This is a genomic window from Ruegeria sp. CE9, from assembly GCF_056537425.1.
Genome location: NZ_JBQFRO010000019.1, coordinates 1 through 19,927 on the forward strand (window position 1 = coordinate 1; position 19,927 = coordinate 19,927).

20 protein-coding genes are annotated in these 19,927 nt (G+C 57.3%); 9 read left to right on the plus strand and 11 right to left on the minus strand.

Annotated elements, in window-relative coordinates:
• The coding region (locus tag ACR0B3_RS22880) for a hypothetical protein (protein ID WP_480811077.1) at positions 1-268 on the plus strand (268 nt) is incomplete at its 5' end.
• An 85-nt stretch (positions 269-353) separates the two neighbouring features.
• Positions 354-1,043, plus strand: coding sequence for a M48 family metallopeptidase (locus tag ACR0B3_RS22885; RefSeq protein WP_480811078.1), 690 nt, complete (start codon positions 354-356; stop codon positions 1,041-1,043).
• 68 nt (positions 1,044-1,111) lie between these two features.
• On the opposite strand, the gene ACR0B3_RS22890 is transcribed toward ACR0B3_RS22885, so the two are convergent.
• The 6 genes from ACR0B3_RS22890 to ACR0B3_RS22915 all read right to left on the minus strand — a co-directional run bounded on the left by ACR0B3_RS22890 (position 1,112) and on the right by ACR0B3_RS22915 (position 7,512).
• The gene (locus tag ACR0B3_RS22890) at positions 1,112-1,654 is read right to left on the minus strand and encodes an RSP_2648 family PIN domain-containing protein (RefSeq protein WP_480811079.1); all 543 of its coding nucleotides are present in this window, start codon (positions 1,652-1,654) and stop codon (positions 1,112-1,114) included.
• Complete coding sequence (locus ACR0B3_RS22895; protein WP_480811080.1) at positions 1,651-2,853, minus strand: RSP_2647 family RNA methyltransferase; 1,203 nt, start codon at positions 2,851-2,853, stop codon at positions 1,651-1,653. Before ACR0B3_RS22895 ends, ACR0B3_RS22890 begins: the two co-directional genes overlap by 4 nt.
• A 41-nt stretch (positions 2,854-2,894) precedes the next feature.
• Positions 2,895-3,167: a hypothetical protein gene (locus tag ACR0B3_RS22900; protein WP_480811081.1), complete on the minus strand. Its 273-nt coding sequence runs from the start codon at positions 3,165-3,167 to the stop codon at positions 2,895-2,897.
• A complete protein-coding gene (locus tag ACR0B3_RS22905; RefSeq protein WP_480811082.1) occupies positions 3,154-5,946 on the minus strand; it encodes a [protein-PII] uridylyltransferase family protein in 2,793 nt (930 codons plus the stop codon). The genes ACR0B3_RS22900 and ACR0B3_RS22905 overlap by 14 nt, the downstream gene beginning before the upstream one ends.
• The gene (locus ACR0B3_RS22910) at positions 5,943-6,332 is read right to left on the minus strand and encodes a DUF4440 domain-containing protein (RefSeq protein ID WP_480811083.1); all 390 of its coding nucleotides are present in this window, start codon (positions 6,330-6,332) and stop codon (positions 5,943-5,945) included. The genes ACR0B3_RS22905 and ACR0B3_RS22910 overlap by 4 nt, the downstream gene beginning before the upstream one ends.
• A gap of 112 nt (positions 6,333-6,444) precedes the next feature.
• Positions 6,445-7,512 carry a hypothetical protein gene (locus tag ACR0B3_RS22915; protein ID WP_480811084.1) on the minus strand — a complete coding sequence of 356 codons (1,068 nt, stop codon included), beginning with the start codon at positions 7,510-7,512 and terminating at the stop codon, positions 6,445-6,447.
• A gap of 294 nt (positions 7,513-7,806) precedes the next feature.
• Here ACR0B3_RS22915 and ACR0B3_RS22920 point away from each other — a divergent pair, with 294 nt between their 5' ends.
• The 5 genes from ACR0B3_RS22920 (at position 7,807) to ACR0B3_RS22940 (ending at position 11,644) form a co-directional block, all read left to right on the plus strand.
• On the plus strand, positions 7,807-8,232 hold the full coding sequence (locus ACR0B3_RS22920) for a DUF2852 domain-containing protein (protein WP_480811085.1): 426 nt from the start codon (positions 7,807-7,809) through the stop codon (positions 8,230-8,232).
• A 64-nt stretch (positions 8,233-8,296) separates the two neighbouring features.
• Complete coding sequence (locus ACR0B3_RS22925; protein WP_170758358.1) at positions 8,297-8,728, plus strand: RDD family protein; 432 nt, start codon at positions 8,297-8,299, stop codon at positions 8,726-8,728.
• A gap of 75 nt (positions 8,729-8,803) precedes the next feature.
• Positions 8,804-9,628 carry an arginyltransferase gene (locus ACR0B3_RS22930; RefSeq protein ID WP_480811086.1) on the plus strand — a complete coding sequence of 275 codons (825 nt, stop codon included), beginning with the start codon at positions 8,804-8,806 and terminating at the stop codon, positions 9,626-9,628.
• Between the two features lie 6 nt (positions 9,629-9,634).
• Entirely contained in the window at positions 9,635-10,042 is a 408-nt protein-coding gene (locus tag ACR0B3_RS22935) for a VOC family protein (protein WP_480811087.1), read from the plus strand.
• Between the two features lie 243 nt (positions 10,043-10,285).
• Positions 10,286-11,644 (plus strand): dicarboxylate/amino acid:cation symporter, encoded by a 1,359-nt coding sequence (locus ACR0B3_RS22940; protein WP_480811088.1) that lies wholly within the window; start codon positions 10,286-10,288, stop codon positions 11,642-11,644.
• A 54-nt stretch (positions 11,645-11,698) separates the two neighbouring features.
• Here ACR0B3_RS22940 and ACR0B3_RS22945 read toward each other — a convergent pair whose 3' ends face one another.
• The 3 genes from ACR0B3_RS22945 to ACR0B3_RS22955 form a co-directional block, all read right to left on the minus strand.
• Positions 11,699-14,053, minus strand: a complete 2,355-nt coding sequence (locus tag ACR0B3_RS22945) for a TRAP transporter large permease (protein WP_480811089.1) — start codon at positions 14,051-14,053, stop codon at positions 11,699-11,701.
• Between the two features lie 17 nt (positions 14,054-14,070).
• Positions 14,071-14,997, minus strand: coding sequence for a TRAP transporter small permease subunit (locus ACR0B3_RS22950; RefSeq protein ID WP_170683527.1), 927 nt, complete (start codon positions 14,995-14,997; stop codon positions 14,071-14,073).
• Positions 14,998-15,116: 119 nt separating this feature from the next.
• Positions 15,117-16,199 carry a TRAP transporter substrate-binding protein gene (locus ACR0B3_RS22955; protein ID WP_170683526.1) on the minus strand — a complete coding sequence of 361 codons (1,083 nt, stop codon included), beginning with the start codon at positions 16,197-16,199 and terminating at the stop codon, positions 15,117-15,119.
• A gap of 246 nt (positions 16,200-16,445) precedes the next feature.
• Between ACR0B3_RS22955 and ACR0B3_RS22960 the strand changes: the two genes are divergently transcribed.
• A complete protein-coding gene (locus ACR0B3_RS22960) occupies positions 16,446-17,870 on the plus strand; it encodes a cache domain-containing protein (RefSeq protein ID WP_480811090.1) in 1,425 nt (474 codons plus the stop codon).
• Positions 17,870-18,517, plus strand: a complete 648-nt coding sequence (locus ACR0B3_RS22965) for a response regulator transcription factor (RefSeq protein ID WP_170683524.1) — start codon at positions 17,870-17,872, stop codon at positions 18,515-18,517. The genes ACR0B3_RS22960 and ACR0B3_RS22965 overlap by 1 nt, the downstream gene beginning before the upstream one ends.
• A 79-nt stretch (positions 18,518-18,596) precedes the next feature.
• Here ACR0B3_RS22965 and ACR0B3_RS22970 read toward each other — a convergent pair whose 3' ends face one another.
• Together ACR0B3_RS22970 and ACR0B3_RS22975 are read right to left on the minus strand one after the other, a co-directional pair.
• Complete coding sequence (locus ACR0B3_RS22970) at positions 18,597-18,977, minus strand: bleomycin resistance protein (protein ID WP_480811091.1); 381 nt, start codon at positions 18,975-18,977, stop codon at positions 18,597-18,599.
• 42 nt (positions 18,978-19,019) lie between these two features.
• Entirely contained in the window at positions 19,020-19,865 is an 846-nt protein-coding gene (locus tag ACR0B3_RS22975; RefSeq protein WP_480811092.1) for a HalD/BesD family halogenase, read from the minus strand.
• Positions 19,866-19,927 lie beyond the last annotated feature (62 nt).

The following is a 19,927-nucleotide window of genomic DNA, read 5'->3' on the forward strand; positions in this document are numbered from 1 at the left end:
TACTGACGATATCGCCGCGCTTGATCCCGCAGATCCGAATTATGATGACGATCTCAGCGCACTTGAGAATGAACTCAGGGACGCAGAAACCCATGAAGAATCGCGTGACGATCTGAGGGCTGAAATTAAGGACTTGAGAGTGGACACTCTGGTCGCCGAGAAAGAAGCTGAACGCGCATTTTTTTTGGCCTCAAAGGGCTCGTTTTTGACCAAGCAATCGCTTTCCGAGTTTCATTCGAACCTGCACCTGCCGTCTCCTGGCAAGTAGTTTTGCTGTAAGCCGCGCGTTCTGATCGGACGTAAGAATCGAGTTACCGCTTGCCTCATAGGGGCTGGTCGCCCATATCAAACTCATGCTGCGTCTAACCCCCATTCTGTTGGCCATCGCATATGCGGTTGTTATGTACCGGATTTCCGTCTGGCGCACACATCGTGAGTTGGATGCAAAGTCCACCGAGTTGGCCGACCCTGCGCTAAAGCGGTTGACCGATCGGTTGGCGGCGGCTTTGGAAATTGATCGCGTCCCCGTCTATATCTATGAAATCGATCCGGTTAACGGGCTGGCCGCACCGGACGGGCGGATATTCATCACGCGTGGGTTTTATCGCAAATTCCGCAATGGCGAAGTTTCGGCAGAAGAAATGGCCAGCGTGATCGCACATGAACTAGGCCATGTGGCCCTTGGCCACGCGCGTCGGCGAATGATTGATTTTTCAGGTCAGAACGCCCTGCGCGCCGCGTTGATGATGCTTCTGAACCGCTTCATCCCCTTCATCGGTGCATGGATTGCCAATATGTTGACGCATCTGCTGGCCTCGCGCTTGTCGCGGAGCGACGAATATGAAGCTGACGAATATGCAGCCGCGCTTTTGACCAAGGCCGGCATCGGGATTGGGCCGCAGAAATCTTTGTTTCACAAGCTTGAGGACTTGACGCAGCAGCGTGCAGGCGTCGTGCCCGCTTGGCTGATGAGCCATCCGAAGACAGATGAGCGGATCGCGGCGTTGGAAGCTCTTGAACAAAAGTGGGGCGCAGGAGGTTAGGATCGGAGCGAGGGGCCAGCCCCTCGCGCTCCCCGGGATATTTTTGGCCAGATGAATGGGATCCCGAATTAGTTGCTCAGAGCTTTGCCCAAGCGCGGCAGGCGGGCTTTTTTCATCAAACCGCGCAAGGTCCATTGATCACCGGACAGGCGGTTGGCTTCGGAAAGGACCGCCGCGGCAATCTGGGTCATGCCTTCGGGATCGGACAACCAGAAATCATGCAGCAGCCCGTCTGGATCGCGCCGATCAAGCCCCTCCTCAGCCAGAATATTCTTGGGGAAATCCTTGGCGTTGACAGTTACTATTACATCCGCCGAACTTGTTACGGCTGTTGCCAAAACGTGAATATCTGCCGTGTCCGGCAGCCAAAGGCGCTGTTCATTACCGTGGCTGGCGGGTTGCTCGGCACTTGGCCATTGGGCCTGAACCAATGCTATCTCAGCGCGGGCCTGTGCCTCCCCCTCCGGGCCGAGCTTGCGGGCGGCGCGGGCCCATTCCTCCAGGATACGCGCTGACCAGACAGGGGTGAAATGGCCAAGCTTAGCAGCGCCCAGCAACATCTCTCGCATCACTGTCGGATAAATGACGCAGGTATCCAGAACTGCTTTCACAGCCGGTAGAACACCGCTTTGAGGTAACCGCTTTCTGCCAGTTGTGGCAGTTGCGGATGGTCGGACCCAGCAAAGCCTGTGTGGATCAGTTGGCTCTGCCGCCCTGCCCGACCGATCCCTCGGGAAGACGCATCGCGGAACCGTCCCAAATCAGCGGCATGAGAACAGGAACATAGGCCAAGATATCCACCCGGTTTGACCAGCGGGGCCGCCAGACGCGCGATGCGCTCATACGCACGCAAACCCGCGTCCAGTGCCTGTTTTGAAGGCGCAAAGGCTGGGGGATCACAGATGACGACGTCGAATGTCGCGCCTTCTTCGCCGAGTTTGGTCAGCACATCGAAGGCATCGCCCTGTCGGGTTTGGAAACGGTCAGCAAATCCTGAGGCTTTTGCACCTTGGGCAGCCAATCCCAACGCCGCTACCGAGCCATCAACCGACAATGCCTGTGCAGCGCCGCCTGCGAGCATTGCCAGACCAAAGCCGCCGACATGGCTGAACACATCCAGCACCTGCGCCTTTGGATGAACCAACCGGGCAGCAAAGGCATGGTTAGGGCGTTGATCGTAGAACAGTCCGGTTTTCTGCCCTCCGGTCAGGTCAGCCATGTATGTGGCACCATTCATTGGCACTGGCAGAGGCTTATCCGGCGCGGTGCCGCGCAATGTCAGATTGACGTCGTCCAACCCTTCCAGCCCGCGCGTGCGGCCTGAGGCGTTCTTGAGCACGGTGCTGATGCCGGTCACCCTGACCAGCGCATCGGTCAATGCATCAAGATGCGCTTCGGCCCAGGCCGCGTTGGGCTGGATCACGCAGGCGTCCCCGAACCGATCGATGATGACGCCGGGAAACCCATCCGCCTCAGCATGGATCAGACGATAGTAAGGCGCATCGAACAGGCGCTCGCGCATCCCTAGCGCGCGACGCAGGCGGGTTTCAAACCATTCCGCATCCAACTGCGCGTTGATATCACGGTCCAGCACCCGGCACGTGATTTTTGAAGTCGGGTTCACCGCGACCAGAGCGATCGGGGCGCGTTTGTCATCCTCTAACACAGCCAAAGCCCCTGCCGAAATCTTGCGGGTTCGACGGTCTGTAACGATGTCATTGGCGTAGACCCAAGGAAACCCATGGCGCAGGCCGCGCGCATTGGCCTTGGGTTTCAATCGGATACGGGGGCGGTCGGATTGGTCTGTCATGGCGCCCTCATAATCGCGAATGAACGGGTGCGAAAGCCCCGTTAACGATTGCGCTTGCGCCAGCCGCCACGCCTTTTGGGGGCTTGGGCAGCCTGCAGACCTTCGGCCAGTACCTGCGTCATCGGATGATCCGCCGCCTGCGCGGAATAGCCCGTGTGCAGCGCAGTCAGGGCCCGTTGCTGATCCCGGTCTTCGGGCAGGCTCAGCGCCCAGTCCAGAAAGATGCTGCGGCATTCAGGCAAGGTGATGCCTTCGATGCGATACGCCTCGCGGATCAGACCCTTGTGGTCATTTGGATCATCACTGCGTGCCATTTTCACTCCCTCCGACAACCGTGCCAATCAGATTGGCGGCGGTGCTGTAACTGTCTTGCAATGCAGATTGCAGCTGTTCGACCTGCTCAAATCCGGTCGCCCGGCAGAGAAACGCGGTGCCGCCCTCGCCAATCTTGTCGGCCTCGATCACCTTGCCAGACAGCAACCGCGCTGCACATTGCACCGACCAGCATAGATCGTAACTGTCTTTGAGGGTTTGCGCCTGCGCGACATCCAGCAGATCAGTAGCGACCGCGCCATCCAGGCCAGAGTGCACATCGCGCTGGGGCAGTCCGGCCAGCAGCGCCCCAGTTTCAGCGATCAGTTCGATATCCATCATCCGGCCCGGCCCGTTCTTGGCGTCCCAAACCCCAGCGGGGGCTTTGGCGGCGGCCAGCCGTCCGCGCATTTCTGCGACTTCCTTCAGCACTTTGTCGCGGTCGCGCGGTTGCGACAGAAACCCGGCACGGAAGGCTTCGATATCCTCGGCCAGCCCGGCGTCGCCTGCAACCACATGGGCGCGGGTCAGGGCCAGATGCTCCCACACCCAGGCTTCATTCTGTTGGTAATTGGTGAAGCTTGCCCAGCTTGTGGCCACCGGCCCCTGATTGCCCGAGGGGCGCAGGCGCATGTCGACCTCGTAAAGTCTGCCCTGCGACATCGGCGCGCTGAGCGCGGTGATCAGGGCTTGGGTGAAACGGGCGAAATAGGTTCGCGTGGCCAGAGGACGGGGGCCATCAGACATATCCTGATCCAACGGATCGTATATAACGATCATATCCAGATCGGATTGCGAGTTGATCCGCCCTGCCCCAAGCGAGCCCATGCCCAGCACTGCTGCCCCGCGACCCGGCGCTGGGCCGTGCTTTTGCGCGAATTGGTCTACGACGTGGGGCAAAACGGCCGCAATGACGGCTTGCGCCAGTTCAGCATATTGCTGCCCCGCCTGCACCCCGTCGATCAGTCCGCGCAGATGGTGCACACCGATGCGAAAGTGCCATTCCTTGCACCATCGTCGCGCCAGATCGAGCTGCGTTTCATAGTCGCTTTCTTCTGACAAAGCCTGCGCCAGATCGGCCTGCAAGGACGCAAGCCCGGGCCAGTCGCTGAAGAAGCTGCCACCGATAACCGCGTCAAAGACCGAGGCATTGCGTGACAGGTGGCTTGCAAGTGCGTGCGACGTTCCAACGATATCGACCAACAAATCGATCAGGTGCGGGTTCGCCTCGAACAACGAAAACAGCTGAACCCCCGCCGGCAATCCCGCCAGAAACCCGTCCAACGCCAACAACGCTTCTTCGGGTTTCGCGGTCTTTGACAGACGCGATAAAAGCTCGGGTCTGAGGCGTTCAAAGATCCGGGCACCCCTTTGCGATCGCAGCGCCGGATAAGTAGGCCAACGAGCTAGTACGCCCTTGTCGAATTCAACCTCTTCCCCTGGCGTAGGTGACGCGCCCGCCCCGGGGGCAAAGAACCCCTCAGTCAGTTCATGGACTTCGGTCAAACGTTCGGTGAGATCGGCGGTCAGTTCGGCGCTACTGACCCCCATCAGGCAGGCAACCCGTTCAATACCGTCTTCTGAGTTCGGCATCTTATGGGTCTGCGCGTCATGCACCATCTGGATGCGATGCTCGACCTCGCGATGGGCGCGGTAGTGATCGGTCAGCTTCTCGGCCACGTCTTCGGGCACCCAGCCCTTCACCGCAAGCGCCGCCAAACCAGGAACAGTGCCTCGCACGCGCAGGTCAGGATCACGTCCGCCCGCGATCAGCTGGCGGGTTTGCGTGAAGAATTCGATCTCGCGAATACCGCCCTGCCCCAGCTTCATATCGTGACCGGGGATCGAAAGGCTGCCACCCGTCCCTTTGTTCTCGCGGATGCGAAGTCGCATGTCATGGGCGTCTTGAATCGCAGCAAAATCCAGGTGCCGCCGCCATACAAACGGGCGCAACGCATCGAGAAACCGCTGCCCCGCAGCGATATCTCCGGCACAGGGACGCGCTTTGATGTAAGCCGCGCGTTCCCATGTGCGCCCAAGGCTTTCGTAGTACCGCTCAGCCGCCTCCATCGCCAGACTGACGGGCGTGACCGCCGGGTCGGGACGCAGACGCAGATCGGTGCGAAACACATAGCCATCCGCGGTCTTGTCGCTGAGCGTGGCACAGAAATTCCGTGTAGCGCGCACCATACCCTGCCGGGCATCATAGAAATCATCCGGGTCGAAACGCGTCTCGTCAAACAGCACGATGAGATCGATATCAGAGCTATAGTTCAGCTCATGCGCACCCATCTTGCCCATGGCCAGAATGACCATGCCAGCCGCAGTTTCGACGTCATCCACGGTCATCCCCGGCAGTTTCCCGCGTCGGATCAACGCTGCAATCTCGGCCTTTGCGGCCACATCAGCGGCCAGAGCGCCAAAATCAGTCAGCGCGCCAGTTACCTTTTCCAGCGGCCACGCCCCCGCCAGATCTGCCAGCGCGGTCAGCAAGGCCATTCGCCGCTTCGCCTGCCGCAGACCAGGCTTTAGCTGATCCGGCGGCAGCGCGCGCGCTGTCTCCATCACCTCTGCTAGTGCCTGATCCGGTTGCTGCAGCGCATGCGGCAGCCAATCCCTTTCTTGATCAATCAACCCTTTCAGGTAGGGGCTGGAGCCGGCAGCGCCCTCGATCAACTCGCCCTGCTCGGCCGTCAGATCGGGCAGTGCAGATCGCGTTTCCTGACCCAGATCAGGATGAAACGCACGCGGCATGCGTGTGATGGCAAGAGGCTGGCTCATGACCGTTCCAGCGGCGTGTCCTGACTGAAGGTGTTGATCCAGACGTCATGGCGCCGCTCCCATAGCGAGGAGATCAGCATGGCCTCGGCATCAGGTGCATCCGGGCGCGTATAGTCCGCCCGGTAGCTCAAAAGCACATTATCCGAGGTCAGAACTCGCAACTTGGCCTCGGACAGCTCATAGGTCGACATTGTCGGCGCATCGGCAAATTGGCCAACATGATCATCCCGATTGGCGAACCCGGTCGGATAGACGCCCAGAAAATCCGGGCTTAGCAGCGCTCGGTCAGCCTCGGCATTGCCCTCGACCAACGCGGTCCAAACCTGCTTTTCTAGCGTGAGAATTTGATCGAGTGACGGTGGGCTAGTGTTTTCGATATTTTCCATATGCCTTTGACTTATGACGGCTGAAAACCAGATGCGGCCAACGCAAATGATTGGATAACTTTAGCTTGGCCCTGACCGTTTGAGGCACGGTCAGGACCATTTGGCTAAATTGTTATACCCACAGATCAACCGGCGGCAAATCGAATTTGAAAGGATTATCAATCCCCTGCTCCACCGAATCCCATTCGCTGTAGTGCCCATCGTCGCGGAACGTCACAAACGCCGCTTCAAGTTGATCGTTTAAATCCACCAAACCGTCCCAGGCATCGCCCATAGCAAACTGAATCATCGTGAGGTATTCTGACAGGCCATCGGGAACATAGCCGAACTCTACGCTCTCCAGATCCCGGAAATGTATTCTCCAATGCTCTTCAAATTGAAGCGGGTATGTTGTTGTTCCATGGTCAAAATTTATGTGACCATCGAGCGCGACTACGGCGTCGAGCACATATGATCCAAACCCATCCATCTCGAGTTCGAACGCGATTTCAAAGTTTAGGGCAAAGTCAGTAATGCCGATCTGAAAGAGCTCACCTGCGATCTCGACAGTTTCGTAGTAACCGTATGAAGTTAACACGGGGTCGCCATTCATGAACATGTCCGAGCGGAACGATTCACCCCGTTCTACAGCGATCGATAGATGATTAAACTGAGCCGACTGACCATGAAACGAGCCTTCAAACCCAAAGGCAGAATTGTTCTCATAAGAAACGACCATGTCGATTCCGTTCAGGTTAACGGTTTCAACTTCTGTTTCCTGTACGTGAAACAACTCGGAAATCTGTGTCGTGCATCCGTCAGAGGTCATCTGATGGTTCGTAATTGAAAGGTAGAACCCTGCTTCAACCCCACCTGCCCAGTGGCCAACTTCAATGGCAGATTCAATTGATCCTCCTGAATGCGCGTTAAGATCGATATCAGGCAGATCTTCTTTGCCTTCCAGATCGCTGGGATCGAGGTTCGTAAACGGGAGATCGATCAGGTTGCTCGAGATTGCACTGTGATCCAGCGAAGCAACGGTGTTGACCGAGACGACCGCGTCCTGATCCGGTTGAGGCACCGCCATCGCTCCATCCGTTAAGTTATCTAAATCCGCGCCTGTACTACTGCGCGCGTCAATCGACAAAATGAAATCATCCTCTGGCCGAAGTGACCATTGCGACATGTTTACGCCATTCATATTCACGGCCTCCCTTTCCGCCCAAAGTCAGATTTATGTATGCACATAATCCCCGACCGCTAGCGAAGGGGTTGATTATTAAGAGATCTTAATCGGGTCCTTAACTTCTCGTTTGCACCGCCCAGTCGAATTGTCTGGGTCAGTCAAGCATTCTTGCTGCACTAATATTCACATCGCTCAAAAGACCGATTTTTCCAAAATGTAAATCTTTTTCACATTACCCCTTGCATCACCCCTGCGCCCCTCCCATCTAGGAAATGTGAAAAGCATTTACATCCTAACTGGAGAGAGCACATGACCGCATTGTCCGACCACGCCGTTCCCCAAAACCCGGGGTGGCTGCACCGAAGCGAAGCCTGGCTTGATAGCAAAGGCAAAGGCGCCTGGATCGCCGCAATGGTCCTTGGCTTTATCTTCTTCTGGCCCATCGGCCTGGCCTTTCTTGCCTATATGATCTGGAGCAAACGCATGTTCAGCAAATCCTGCAGCCGTCGTTCGTCGTGGAACAGCCACATGAGTGCCATGAAACCTTCGGGCAACAGCGCATTTGACGCGTATAAGGCTGACACGCTGGCGCGGCTCGAACGTGAACAGAAGGACTTTGAGGCCTTCCTGCACCGCCTGCGTGAAGCCAAGGACAAGGCCGAGTTCGACGAGTTCATGGGCGAACGCGCACGCGACAATCGCGACGACACCGATACTGGCGAAAAGCCTGCCTGATCGCCCTTGCCCTGCCCCGATCTTCGGGACAGGGTGTTCCCACACACGACCTGGACTAAACTATATGTCTCATCTGCCTGATCCCGACAGCCAGCCCGAATTCTATCAATCCGTGGCAACCAAGCGCTTTTTCGCGTGGCTGTTCGACATCGCCTTTATCTCGCTGCTTTGCACGGTCGCGATTCTACTAACCTTTGGCATGGGCTTCTTCATTCTGGCCTTGATCTACGCCGTGGTCAGCTTTGTGTACCGCGTCGTTACCATCGCCAACGGCTCGGCCACTTTGGGGATGCGGTTCATGGGGATCGAGTTGCGCGACGCATTTGGTGCCCGGATGGATACGGGCAAGGCGGTCGCGCATACAGCAGGCTATTTCGTCAGCATGGCGTTTCCTGTTTTGCAAATCATCTCGGTCATCATGATGATGACCAGCGCCCGCTGCCAGGGCCTGACCGATGCCTTCCTGGGCACGGTAATGATCAATCAGCGCGCTTAAAAAACGCCTGAGTGAAGCACTTGGCGGCGCCCAAAACCGTTGCTATCATCGGTCCCGAGGAAATGCGGGACCTTCATGCGACACACGCTGCCAATTGCGCCACAATTCTATGTGACGGCACCCCAACCCTGCCCTTACCTTGAGGGCAGGATGGAGCGTAAGCTGTTTACCGCCTTGCAGGGTGACGGCGCAGACCAGTTGAACAATTGCCTGTCGCAACAAGGGTTTCGCCGCTCGCAGAACGTGCTCTACCGTCCATCCTGCACTGATTGTGCCGCTTGTCTTTCCGCCCGCATCGAAGTCGCAGCCTTTCAACCAAGCAAAAGCCAGAAACGTGCCTATAAGCGTAATTCCTATCTGACCCGGCGCGCCACCTCGCCCTGGGCGACGGATGAGCAGTTTGACCTGTTCCGCCGCTATCTGGATGCGCGTCACGCGGATGGTGGCATGGCCGACATGGACGTGTTTGAGTTCGCCGCGATGATCGAGGAAACCCCGATCCGCAGCCGCGTGGTTGAATATGCCGATCCCGAAACCGGCGAACTGATCGCCGTCAGCCTGACCGATGTGCTGGATGACGGGCTGAGCATGGTCTATTCGTTCTATGACCCGGAGTTTCAGCAAAACTCGTTAGGCACCTATATGATCCTCGACCATATCGAGATCGCGCGCGAGGCCGGGCTGCCCTATATCTACCTGGGCTATTGGGTGCCGGGCAGCCCCAAGATGGGGTACAAGGCCAAATTCGCCGGCTTGCAGGTCTATGTTCAAGGTGAGTGGCAGCGGATCGAAAATCCCGAGCAGTATGCGCAGACGGCGCATCATCCCTTGTCCTCAGCCCCCATTGCCGAGCAAGTGGCCAATATCCAATTGCCCGACCGCCATCCCACCAAAGGTTAATCCGTCATGCGGCAGAGTATCCATGCGGTGACGCTGGTCGTCCCAGATTATGACGACGCGATCGCGTTTTACACCAACACGCTGGATTTCACGCTGGTACAGGACATCGATTTGGGCGACGGCAAACGCTGGGTGCGGGTCGCGCCTCCGGGCTCAAAAGGTGCCTCATTGTTGTTGGCCAAAGCCGATGGCCCGGAACAGATCGTCTCGGTCGGCAATCAAACCGGCGGGCGGGTCGGGTTCTTTCTCGAAACGGATGACTTCTATCGCGATCATGCGGCGATGCTGGAAGCGGGCGTGGGGTTCGAGGAGCGTCCGCGCCACGAACCCTATGGAATTGTCGCCGTATGGCGGGATCCCTTCGGCAACCGTTGGGATTTGATTGAATTTTCAGCAGGCACAGATTCTGAGTAGCGACATATATTTCAAGTGGTTACGGTGAGATCACTCGAGCACTGCACAACTATTAAGCAATCTTAATGAAGCCATCTTGGCCTTAGCGATTGAAAGCTGACGCAAGGTCACCAAATAAGCCGAACTTCCAAACGCTCAGCCCAAAACTGAGACCCGCAGCAAACACATACGCTGCCCGGGCTGGTATTTTTATTGCTGCGGCAGGTCACCCACCCTGTCGCTGAGGTTCTGAAGGAGGGGGAAATGAAATACGCCGCACGCCGTCTGGTCTCGGCCTCGCTGACGACCCAGATCCTTATCGCGCTGGCCCTGGGCTCGGTCTTTGGTCTGGTTTTGAACTATCTTGATATTGCCGCCCTCAACACTGCGCTCGTGCACGGTGTGTTGTCGATGCTGGGGCCGATGTTTCTGAACGCACTTCAGATGCTCGTTGTGCCGCTGGTCGTATTCTCATTGCTGTGCGGCGTTGTCGGCATTGGTGATGTCAAACTGCTGGGCCGCGTCGGGGGGCTAACTTTTGTCACCTATCTGGCCACGACCGCATTGGCCGTGACGACCGCCCTACTCTTTGCCGGTCTCATTGGGCCAGGCACCGGGTTCCAGAGCCTGCATTTGGCCAGCGATGGCGTAAGCGTCGCCAACCCGCAGACCACGTGGGAGATTTTGGCGAACATCATTCCCAAGAACCCAATTAACGCGCTGGCCAATGGTGAGATGCTGCAAATCATCTTCTATGTGATGGTCGTAGGCATCGCTGTCCTGATGATGGGCAGCCGGGCCAAGGCTTTTGTCCAAGGTTGCGAGTTCATGAATGAACTGGCGATCAAAATCGTCTCAATCGTCATGGCCTTCGCCCCCATTGGCGTGTTCAGCCTGATCGCCAAGACCTTTGCGATGGAGGGGTTCGGCCTGTTTGGTCCGGTCATTGGCTATCTGACCACGATCAGCCTGACGCTTGTTTTCCACCTCTGCGTGACGCTGATGGCGCTACTGTATTTCACAACCGGGCTCAGCCCGCGGATGTTCCTGCGCAAAATGCGCTCGGCGCAAGTGTTTGCATTCTCGACCTCAAGTTCGAATGCAACGATCCCGGCCAGCCTGCAATGTGTGACACAGCGCATCGGTGTTGACCGTTCCGTGGCCTCGTTCGGCATCCCCTTAGGGGCGACGATCAACATGGACGGCACTGCGATCATGCATGGCGTGGCGACGGTATTCCTGGCCAACGCCTATGGCATTGATCTGGGGCTGAGCGGTTATCTGACCGTGATCTCGATCTCGGTTCTGGCTTCGATCGGCACAGCAGGTGTACCGGGCGTGGGGATCGTGATGCTCGCGATGGTTCTGAACCAGTTGGGTATGCCGCTGGAAGGTATCGGTATCATTCTGGCGGTCGACCGGATCCTCGACATGATGCGGACGGTCGTAAATGTCACAGGCGATGCGGTGGTGACCACCATTGTCGGGCAAAAGGTCGGCAAGCTGGACCAAGCTGTTTTCGACAATCCGGATGCCGGAGTAATCGAGACAGCCGATCTGGAAATCGATCAAGCCACAGAGCAGGAATTTGCAAGGCTGACGCACCCGCAAGCACAATCCTGAACGAAAAACGGAGGCCCGATTGGGCCTCCGTATCCGTTTCGTATCCAGATCAGATCAGTTCGGGATCAAATCCGGCACGATGGTCACAATCGACGGGAAGAACCACAGGATTGCGATGCCCACCACCTGAATGATCACGAACGGTATGATGCCGCGATATATGTGGCCTGTTGTGACCTCTTTCGGCGCAACACCCCTGAGGTAGAACAGAGCAAACCCGAATGGTGGCGTCAGGAACGAGGTCTGCAGGTTCACCGCCACCATAATGGTCACCCATTTCGGATCGAACGAACCGCCATAGATCACCGGCCCCACGATTGGGATCACGATGTAAATGATCTCAAGGAAGTCCAGCACGAAGCCCAGAATGAACAGCACCAGCATCACGATCAGGAAGACCGTGAATTCATTATCAAAGCTGCGCAGGAACTGCTGGATATAGTGTTCACCGCCGAACGAGATTACCACCAGGTTCAACAGCTGCGAGCCGATCAGGATGGTGAAGACCATCGAGGTCACCTTGGCTGTCTCACGCACAACCGGCGTCAGCACCCCGCTTGAGAACAGCACCCAGCAGCCATAAATCAGCCCGAACAGTGCGTACAGATAGGCTGAATAGGCGATGATGAACGCGATCCAGCTTTCGACCGAGACATTGCCCTGATTAACGCGCAGATCGAAATTCACGCCCATCAGTAGCGAGATAATCACGGCAAAGGTTGACCAGATGATCACCTTGCCCGACCGGCCCTGATCCTGAAGCTTACGATAGGCCGCCAGCATGATGGCCCCACCTGCCCCCAGTGCCGCTGCAGGCGTTGGGTTGGTGACACCGCCAAGGATCGATCCTAGTACCGCAATGATCAGAACCAGCGGCGGAAAGACCACCCGGATCAGATCATTGGTGGCGCATCGCGCGGCCGCCTCTTTGCAGCCATACATGGCAATTGCAAAAGGTATGGCCAGCAGCAGGAACGTTGCACCTGACGAGGTTGTCGGCGCAATCAGCAGTATATCGACCAGCAGCATCAGCAGCAGACCGATGGCCCCTAAGATCAGCGGCTGTGGTGCGCGCGACGGCGCGATACCGCGACCCAGAACCAGTGTCAGACCCAGCAGAACCACCATCACAGCAACGCCGCTGCCAATCGGTGCGGCAGCAGCGATCTTGGCCTCTTGTGCTGCGGCCAGTTCCTCTTCGCTCAGGCGCTGCGATTCTGCTGCACCACCGGCGGCGTCAATCGCCTCCTGCTCAGCTACGGCCTGATCCCAGGCGGACTGACCGTGTAGCTCGATCATCGACGCTTGGCATTCTGGCGACACGTTCGTGCGCAACGAAGCACCCTGCCCGATATCCGTAAACGCCGAAACCGAGATGTTCTGGCTGCCGATCACGCCTGCGCTTCCCAGAAGCATCGCGCCCGCGATCAGCGCGACCGGAGCACCCAGTAACCAGGTCAGACCTTCGGAGCGCGTGATGGTCTCACCCGTGCCACCCGACAGTTCGACCGCCGGGGCTTTGTGCGGATTCAGCAGCGCATAGCCAAAGGCATATAGCGCATAGAGCAGCGCCAGCATGATGCCCGGAAGCAGAGCCGCTTGGAACAACGTCCCGACCGAAACAACCGCTGGTTCACCCAAATAGGTCAACGCGTCGGTACACCCTGCCTCAACCGCGCGGGTTTCTTGCGCGGTTGAATAGAGGTCACCTGCCAGTGTTCCAAGAAGAACGATCACGATAGAGGGCGGAATGATCTGCCCCAACGTACCCGAAGCCGCAATCACACCTGTCGCCAGTTCTGGCGAATAATTGTTGCGCAACATGGTTGGCAGGGCCAGCAGACCCATCGTCACCACAGTCGCGCCGACGATCCCGGTCGAAGCGGCCAGAAACGCGCCCACAACCACAATCGATACGGCCAAGCCACCGGGCAATGGGCCAAACACTCGCGCCATTGTGGTAAGAAGATCGTTGGCGATTTTTGACCGCTCAAGCGTGATGCCCATCAGAACGAACATCAGCACCGCCAGCAGCGTCTCAATCGACTGCCCAGCCAGAACACGTTCGTTCATACGGTTCACGATAAACGAGACGTTGCGGTCCAGCGCAGTTTCCCAGCCCTGCACAAAGACCGGCTCGGCGATCCTTGGTAAGTCAGGGTATCGGAAGACGGATATGACATCAGGTTTGACACCCGAATTCACCACGTCCCGGTAGGCTTGTGAGCCTGTGTCAATCGCCTGATGGATCAACAGCCCGGCGCTGTCCAGCGCGGCGATGATCCCGAAAGAGATCACCCCGGCCCCGCCGATGGCGAAAGCCACCGGAAAGCCTGATAGAATGCCTCCGAAAAGGCAGAAGAATACGATAATGAGGCCTATCTCGACGCCATCAAGTCCGAATAGCATTGTCTGGTTCTCCGTCCCTAATGCGCGCCTTCGTAGGCTTCTTCACCCTCACCAAGGCTGTCCTTGTCGAGGTATTTTCCAACACTGTCCGGTCCCTCCACGTATTCCAGGTACGAGCGGTACAGGAACGCGATCGCATGCAGGAACACCATGGCGGCAAAGGCCACCAGCAGGATTTTGAACAGGAAATAGGCGTTGAACCCGTTGGGACTGAACCCGATGGTTTCCACGTTCCAGCGCAGCGCGCGGGACTTGGTTACCAAACGGTCAAGGGTATCACTTGCCGAAGGTTTCGGGACGATCAGGTGCCGCCACATGAAGAACCAACCATACATCCAAGTCAAAACGGCCATGGGCATCATGAACAGAACCGCCCCGCACATATCAACAACGCGTTTGGCCTTGTGGCTGATGCCCGCATAGATCAGGTCAACGCGGACGTGACCGCCTTGCACGAATGTGTAGGTGCAGCACAGGCAGACAACCATCGCGTTATAAAGTTTAAGTTCTTCCGCGAACCAACTGATATCCATCTGAAAAGGGATACCGAAGCCAAAGGACATATCAGGACGCGTAAAGACCCGCTGCATGAAGACGATGACGATCTGTTGGATCACCATCAGCAAACCCGCCCAGGCAAAGAAACGGCCCGTCGTGTTGGCAAAGCCCTCAAGCCCGCGCACCATCCCCCACATGAAGTTCCGGTGGTAAAGACCAATGGCCGTCAGCACCAGAAACAGCGCGAAGATCACAAAGAAGAACTCGACAGACCCGCCATAGTAAATAAAGCGCATGATCGCTTCTTTGTTCGACCAGTCCAGCCAGAGCTGCGGATGCGTAATCGCGTATCCGAAATTATAGAAGGCTTCGGCAATGTTCTGAATGAACCAGATCAGTCCATTCCACAGGGCGCCGAAGAACGAGATACCGTTTTCGTCCTGCATGTTGTCCCCAGGTCGCATCGGTTGCACGTTTGACTATTGCGGCATGTCCTAGCCGCTTTTGTGCAACGGGAAAGGCTCCCCCGACATGCGGGGGAACCGTTTGCATTAAGCGGAATTGCTTATCCGCGGACGCGGTCGCGCTCTGCGGTGTAGACGCCCGACGACAGGTTGTTCCAGGCCGAGGATTCAGCCATCGACTTCATCGCACTGTCGTGGATGCGCGCGAACAGCTCGTCGCCCATGTACTGGTCCAGAACTTCCTGGCTGGCTTGGCCGAAGGCATCCCAAACAGGCTGCGGGAATTCCATGACCTTGACGCCCGCGGCCTGCAGACGCGCCAGAGCGGCACCGTTGTTGGCCAGGAATTGCGCCAGGTTCCACTGGTGGCATTCCGCCGCTGCGATCTCAATGATCTTCTGTTGAGCGGCCGACAAGCTGTCATAAACCTCGCGGTTAGTGGCCAGCGACAGACCTGCACCCGGCTCGTGGAAGCCCGCGGTGTAGTAGGTCTTGGTGATTTCCTGGAAACCGGCTTTTTCATCAGCCCAGGGGCCAATCCACTCGGTTCCGTCAATCGCACCGGACGACAGCGCCTGATACACTTCGGATCCCGGAATGTTCTGCACCGATGCGCCCAGTTTACCCAGCGCTTCGCCACCCAGACCGGGCATACGGAACTTCAGACCATTGAAATCCTCGGGGCTGTTGATCTCTTTCGAGAACCAGCCACCCGCCTGCGCGCCTGTGTTACCAGCGAGGAAGGATTTCAGGCCAAAGATTTCGCCCAGCTCATCATGCAACTGCATGCCACCGGCGTGGTAGTACCAGTTCACCAGTTCTTGCGCGGTCATACCGAACGGAACAGCGGTAAAGAACGCATAGCCCGGGTGCTGACCGACAAAGTAATAGTCAGCGGCGTGATACATATCAGCCTGACCGGACGATACCGCGTCGAATACCTCGAACGCGCCAACCAATTCACCGGCAGCCTTGATTTCCACGTTCAGGTTGCCGTCCGACATGGTGGTGATGCTGTCGGCACAACGCTGTGCGCTGTCGAAAACGCCTGCAAGGCCTCGGCCCCACGATGTCACCATGGTCAGTGTACGCTTGCCCTGCGCGTATGCAGGTGCTGCCAGTGTGGTGGCTGCAGCAGCCGAGCCGCCCATTGCCGACGTTTTCAGAAACTTACGACGATCCATATGAGTGATCCTCCCCTTCATATTCATTACCCGGGTGATGCCGGGCCGATCGTTTCCAGTGCGCGACAGCCTAGTTCCACCAAAAGGAATGTGAATACCTACTACTACGTAGCCGAGTCGGTTTTTCGGGGCTGCAGGTCAAAAATCAGGCTGAATCAACCTGCTCAGCATCAAAACTGGGGACCTGAGACCGGGTTTCGCCCAATCTTTTTGCAATTTCCCCCCGGCTTGCGTATCGATTCGACCATGGGAGGATTCCGGAACCTTATCTCGCTGACCTATGCGCAGAAACTGTCGCTGGTTGCGGCGATCCCGCTGCTTGCGGCCGTAACAGCGATTGCCTTAGTGGTGGCATATCAATCCCGCGCCACGGCCGAGCGCGAAATACAGGCCCTCGAACAACGCCTGATCGAAGCCAAAAAAGAAGAGCTTCGGAACTACGTGACCCAGGCACGCAACGGGTTTGCCTATATCTACGGTCGCGCCTCGCCTGATGATCAGGTCGCCAAAACTCTGGTGACCCAAATCCTTTCGGCGATGATCTATGGCAAGGACGGGTTTTTCTTTGTCTATGACTATGACGGCAACAACCTTGTCAGCCCGCGTCAGACAGAATTCATCAATCGCAACTGGGCAGATCTTACCGACAGTGACGGCACTCCTATCGTGGACGAGTTCATAACGCTCGCACGTCAGGGCGCAGGTTGGCACAGTTTCATGTGGCAGAAACCTTCGACAGGAGAGGAGGCACAGATGATCGCCTATGTCGTTGGCCTCCAGGATTGGCGCTGGGTCGTTGGCACGGGCGTGTTCATCGACGACATCGTCGCCACCGTCGCAAATGCCCGCGCCGAGGTCGAAGCCCGCGTGCAACGGACGTTCCTCTATATTGGCGGTATCGTTTTGGCCGCCATGCTTGTCGTTTTCGCGTCCGGAATGCTGCTGAATTTTCGCGAACGCAGGCTCGCCGACGCCAAGCTCAAGGAACTGACCCAGCGTGTGCTGGACACTCAGGAAGAAGAGCGCGGGCGCGTGGCTCGGGAATTGCATGACGGTATCAGCCAAATTCTGGTTGGCGTCCGATATGCGCTGGACAACGCCCGGAGACGGCTGGGGCGTGGTGAGAATGCAGCAGCGCAAGAGCCTCTGCAGAAGGGTATCGACAATCTTGCAACTGCCATTACCGAGGTCCGTCGCATTAGCCGCGATCTGCGCCCCGGTGTGCTGGATGATCTGGGCCTCGGCCCTGCCCTCAAAGCGCTGACCGATGATTTCCGCGAACGTACCGGGATCGAGACCGAGTTCTCAACCGTGGTGTTTCGCAACCGTCTGGATCAGGACAGCAAGATCGCGCTCTACCGTATCGCGCAAGAGGCTTTGACGAATATCGAGCGTCACTCGGGTGCGACCCGTGTTACAATCGACCTGCGGGGTCACAAGAAAGGGGCCACAATGCGGGTCACCGACAATGGTCGCGGCCTGCGCAGCGAACCGGGCCATGTCAGCGCCGGGATCGGGTTGCGCAACATGCAAGAGCGGATCGAACAGCTTGACGGTACCCTGCGCATTCTGTCCTCCCGGGGTGGAACAGCGATTGAAGTCAGCCTGCCGCTCAGCCATATGCTGCCACCACAGGAAGATCCAACGCCAAAACGAAAGGCCGGTTTCTGATGTCCGATACGATCGTTCGGGTCCTCATTGTTGACGATCACCCCATGGTCGCCGAGGGCATTCAATCGCTGCTGGAAAGCTTCGATGAAATCGACGTGGTTGGAACCCTGTCAAACGGACAAGAGGCCGTCGAACAGGCAACACGTCTGAAACCTGACGTGATCCTGATGGACCTCAACATGCCCGGCCTCAGCGGGCTGAGCGCGACCGAGATCATTCTTGAGCGTCTGCCGGAAACCCGCATTCTGATCCTGTCGATGCATGACAGCCCCGAATACATCTCAACCGCGCTCAGCCATGGGGCCAAGGGATATGTCCTCAAGGACGTTCCCACCGAAGAGATCAAGCAAGCCATCGACGCTGTGATGCGCGGCGAACGGTATCTGTGTACCGGCGCCAGCGGATCGCTGGAACCGAAAGACGGCAGCACGCGTGAGGCGCTGACTGGGCGCGAACAGACGATCTTGCTGGAACTGGCGCAGGGTAAATCCAACAAGGAAGTCGCCCTGGCGCTGGATATCTCGGTGCGCACGGTTGAGACGCACCGCAAGAATATCAAGCGCAAGCTTGGCATCTCTTCCACTGCTGGCCTAACCCGCTATGCGCTGGAACATGGCGTTCTGCAGGGCACCAGCCCCGGGCTTTGACCGCAGCGCGGCACGCGCTGCCCTGCCCAACCGGAAGAGATGCGCCGCAAGGCGCTTTGATGACGGGCGGGAGCGCTTCCTAACGCGGGCGAATGTCTTGGCCGTAGAAGATTAGTGTCCCATCCTCGTCAATCACGTGGAATTCGCGCTGTTGATAGGGCTGATCAAATGGCGGGCGCACACGTCCCTCGGGCAGATCGGCAAGCCCTGCGCTCAACTCTTCATAAAGCGCATCGATGTCATCGACATCAATGTAAAAAGATTGATTGTCTCCCAGCGGTTTGCCATCTGATCTCGGCGGGCATTCCAACAGACGTATGGCAACCGAACCCAGCCTCAAAAAGGCATAATTCTCTTGCTTGAAAGTGCAGCTAAATCCAAGCCGGGTGCAATAAAACTCAATCTGATCATCCAGAGACGAACACAAGACAAAAGGCGTAAGTTGCAATATCTGTGGCATGAGCTTCGACTCCCATGTGGATACTGTTTCAGTCTAACTGCCTTAGTCCAACAGATCATCCCCGCGCAGCCCGGCGCGTTCGTAATGATGCGGTAGAACACGCCCATATAACTGCCGTGTGCGCTCAACCCCGCCGCACATCCCCTCGGTTTCAACAAATGAGAAAATGCCCACATAGCGCTTCCGCTCGCCCTCGACCGGCGCCACCCGGTGCAGCGCGTACCGCCCTTTGAAAATCTGCAGATCACCCGGCTTTAACTCCAGTTGGTGAACGCGATCCATGCGCCCGTCGAGGATTTCAGCGACCGCTTTGAAGTTCTCGTCCTCACTTGTTCGCAGATTTGGCGCGTATTCGAATGTACCACCCGCTTCGCCGTTCTGAATAGCCAACGTCACGGTGTAGTTGTTGGTGTCAAAATGCCAGGGGAAACCTCCGCCTTTCTCGACCACATTTATGATTACATCCGCCAGCGGATCATCGTATCGGAAGAACCGCTCTTCAGACTCGTTCAGAGCATCGCGAATAAATGGCATGAAGCCGTCATACTCATAAATTCGCCGCAACGGGCTTGTGGCAGAAAAGTTATCCGCGGGCACAAAAGCGTTCGACCGGTCAAAAAAGCGCCGGATCGGATGCCCGACGCCATAGCTCGGATCATCCTGCGTGAAATAAGCGTTTGTGCGGTTGAATGACCGATGTGCTTTGGGCGCGACCGAGTCAGCCTCGGCGATCAACTTATCCAGACCAACTTCATGAACAAAACTGGGCAGAACTGCGCATCCGTCGGCATCCAGATCTCGCCGCAGGTCATTGATCAGTTGCCTGTAGGCGTACGAGTCAGCGCGATCGATCGGATAGCGCCCTAGATCCACAAGATCGTGCAGCATGTCTGACCTCCTGATGTAGCGCTGTTTTCATCAGCCTGCCTCAGCATCAGCCGCTGCTCTGG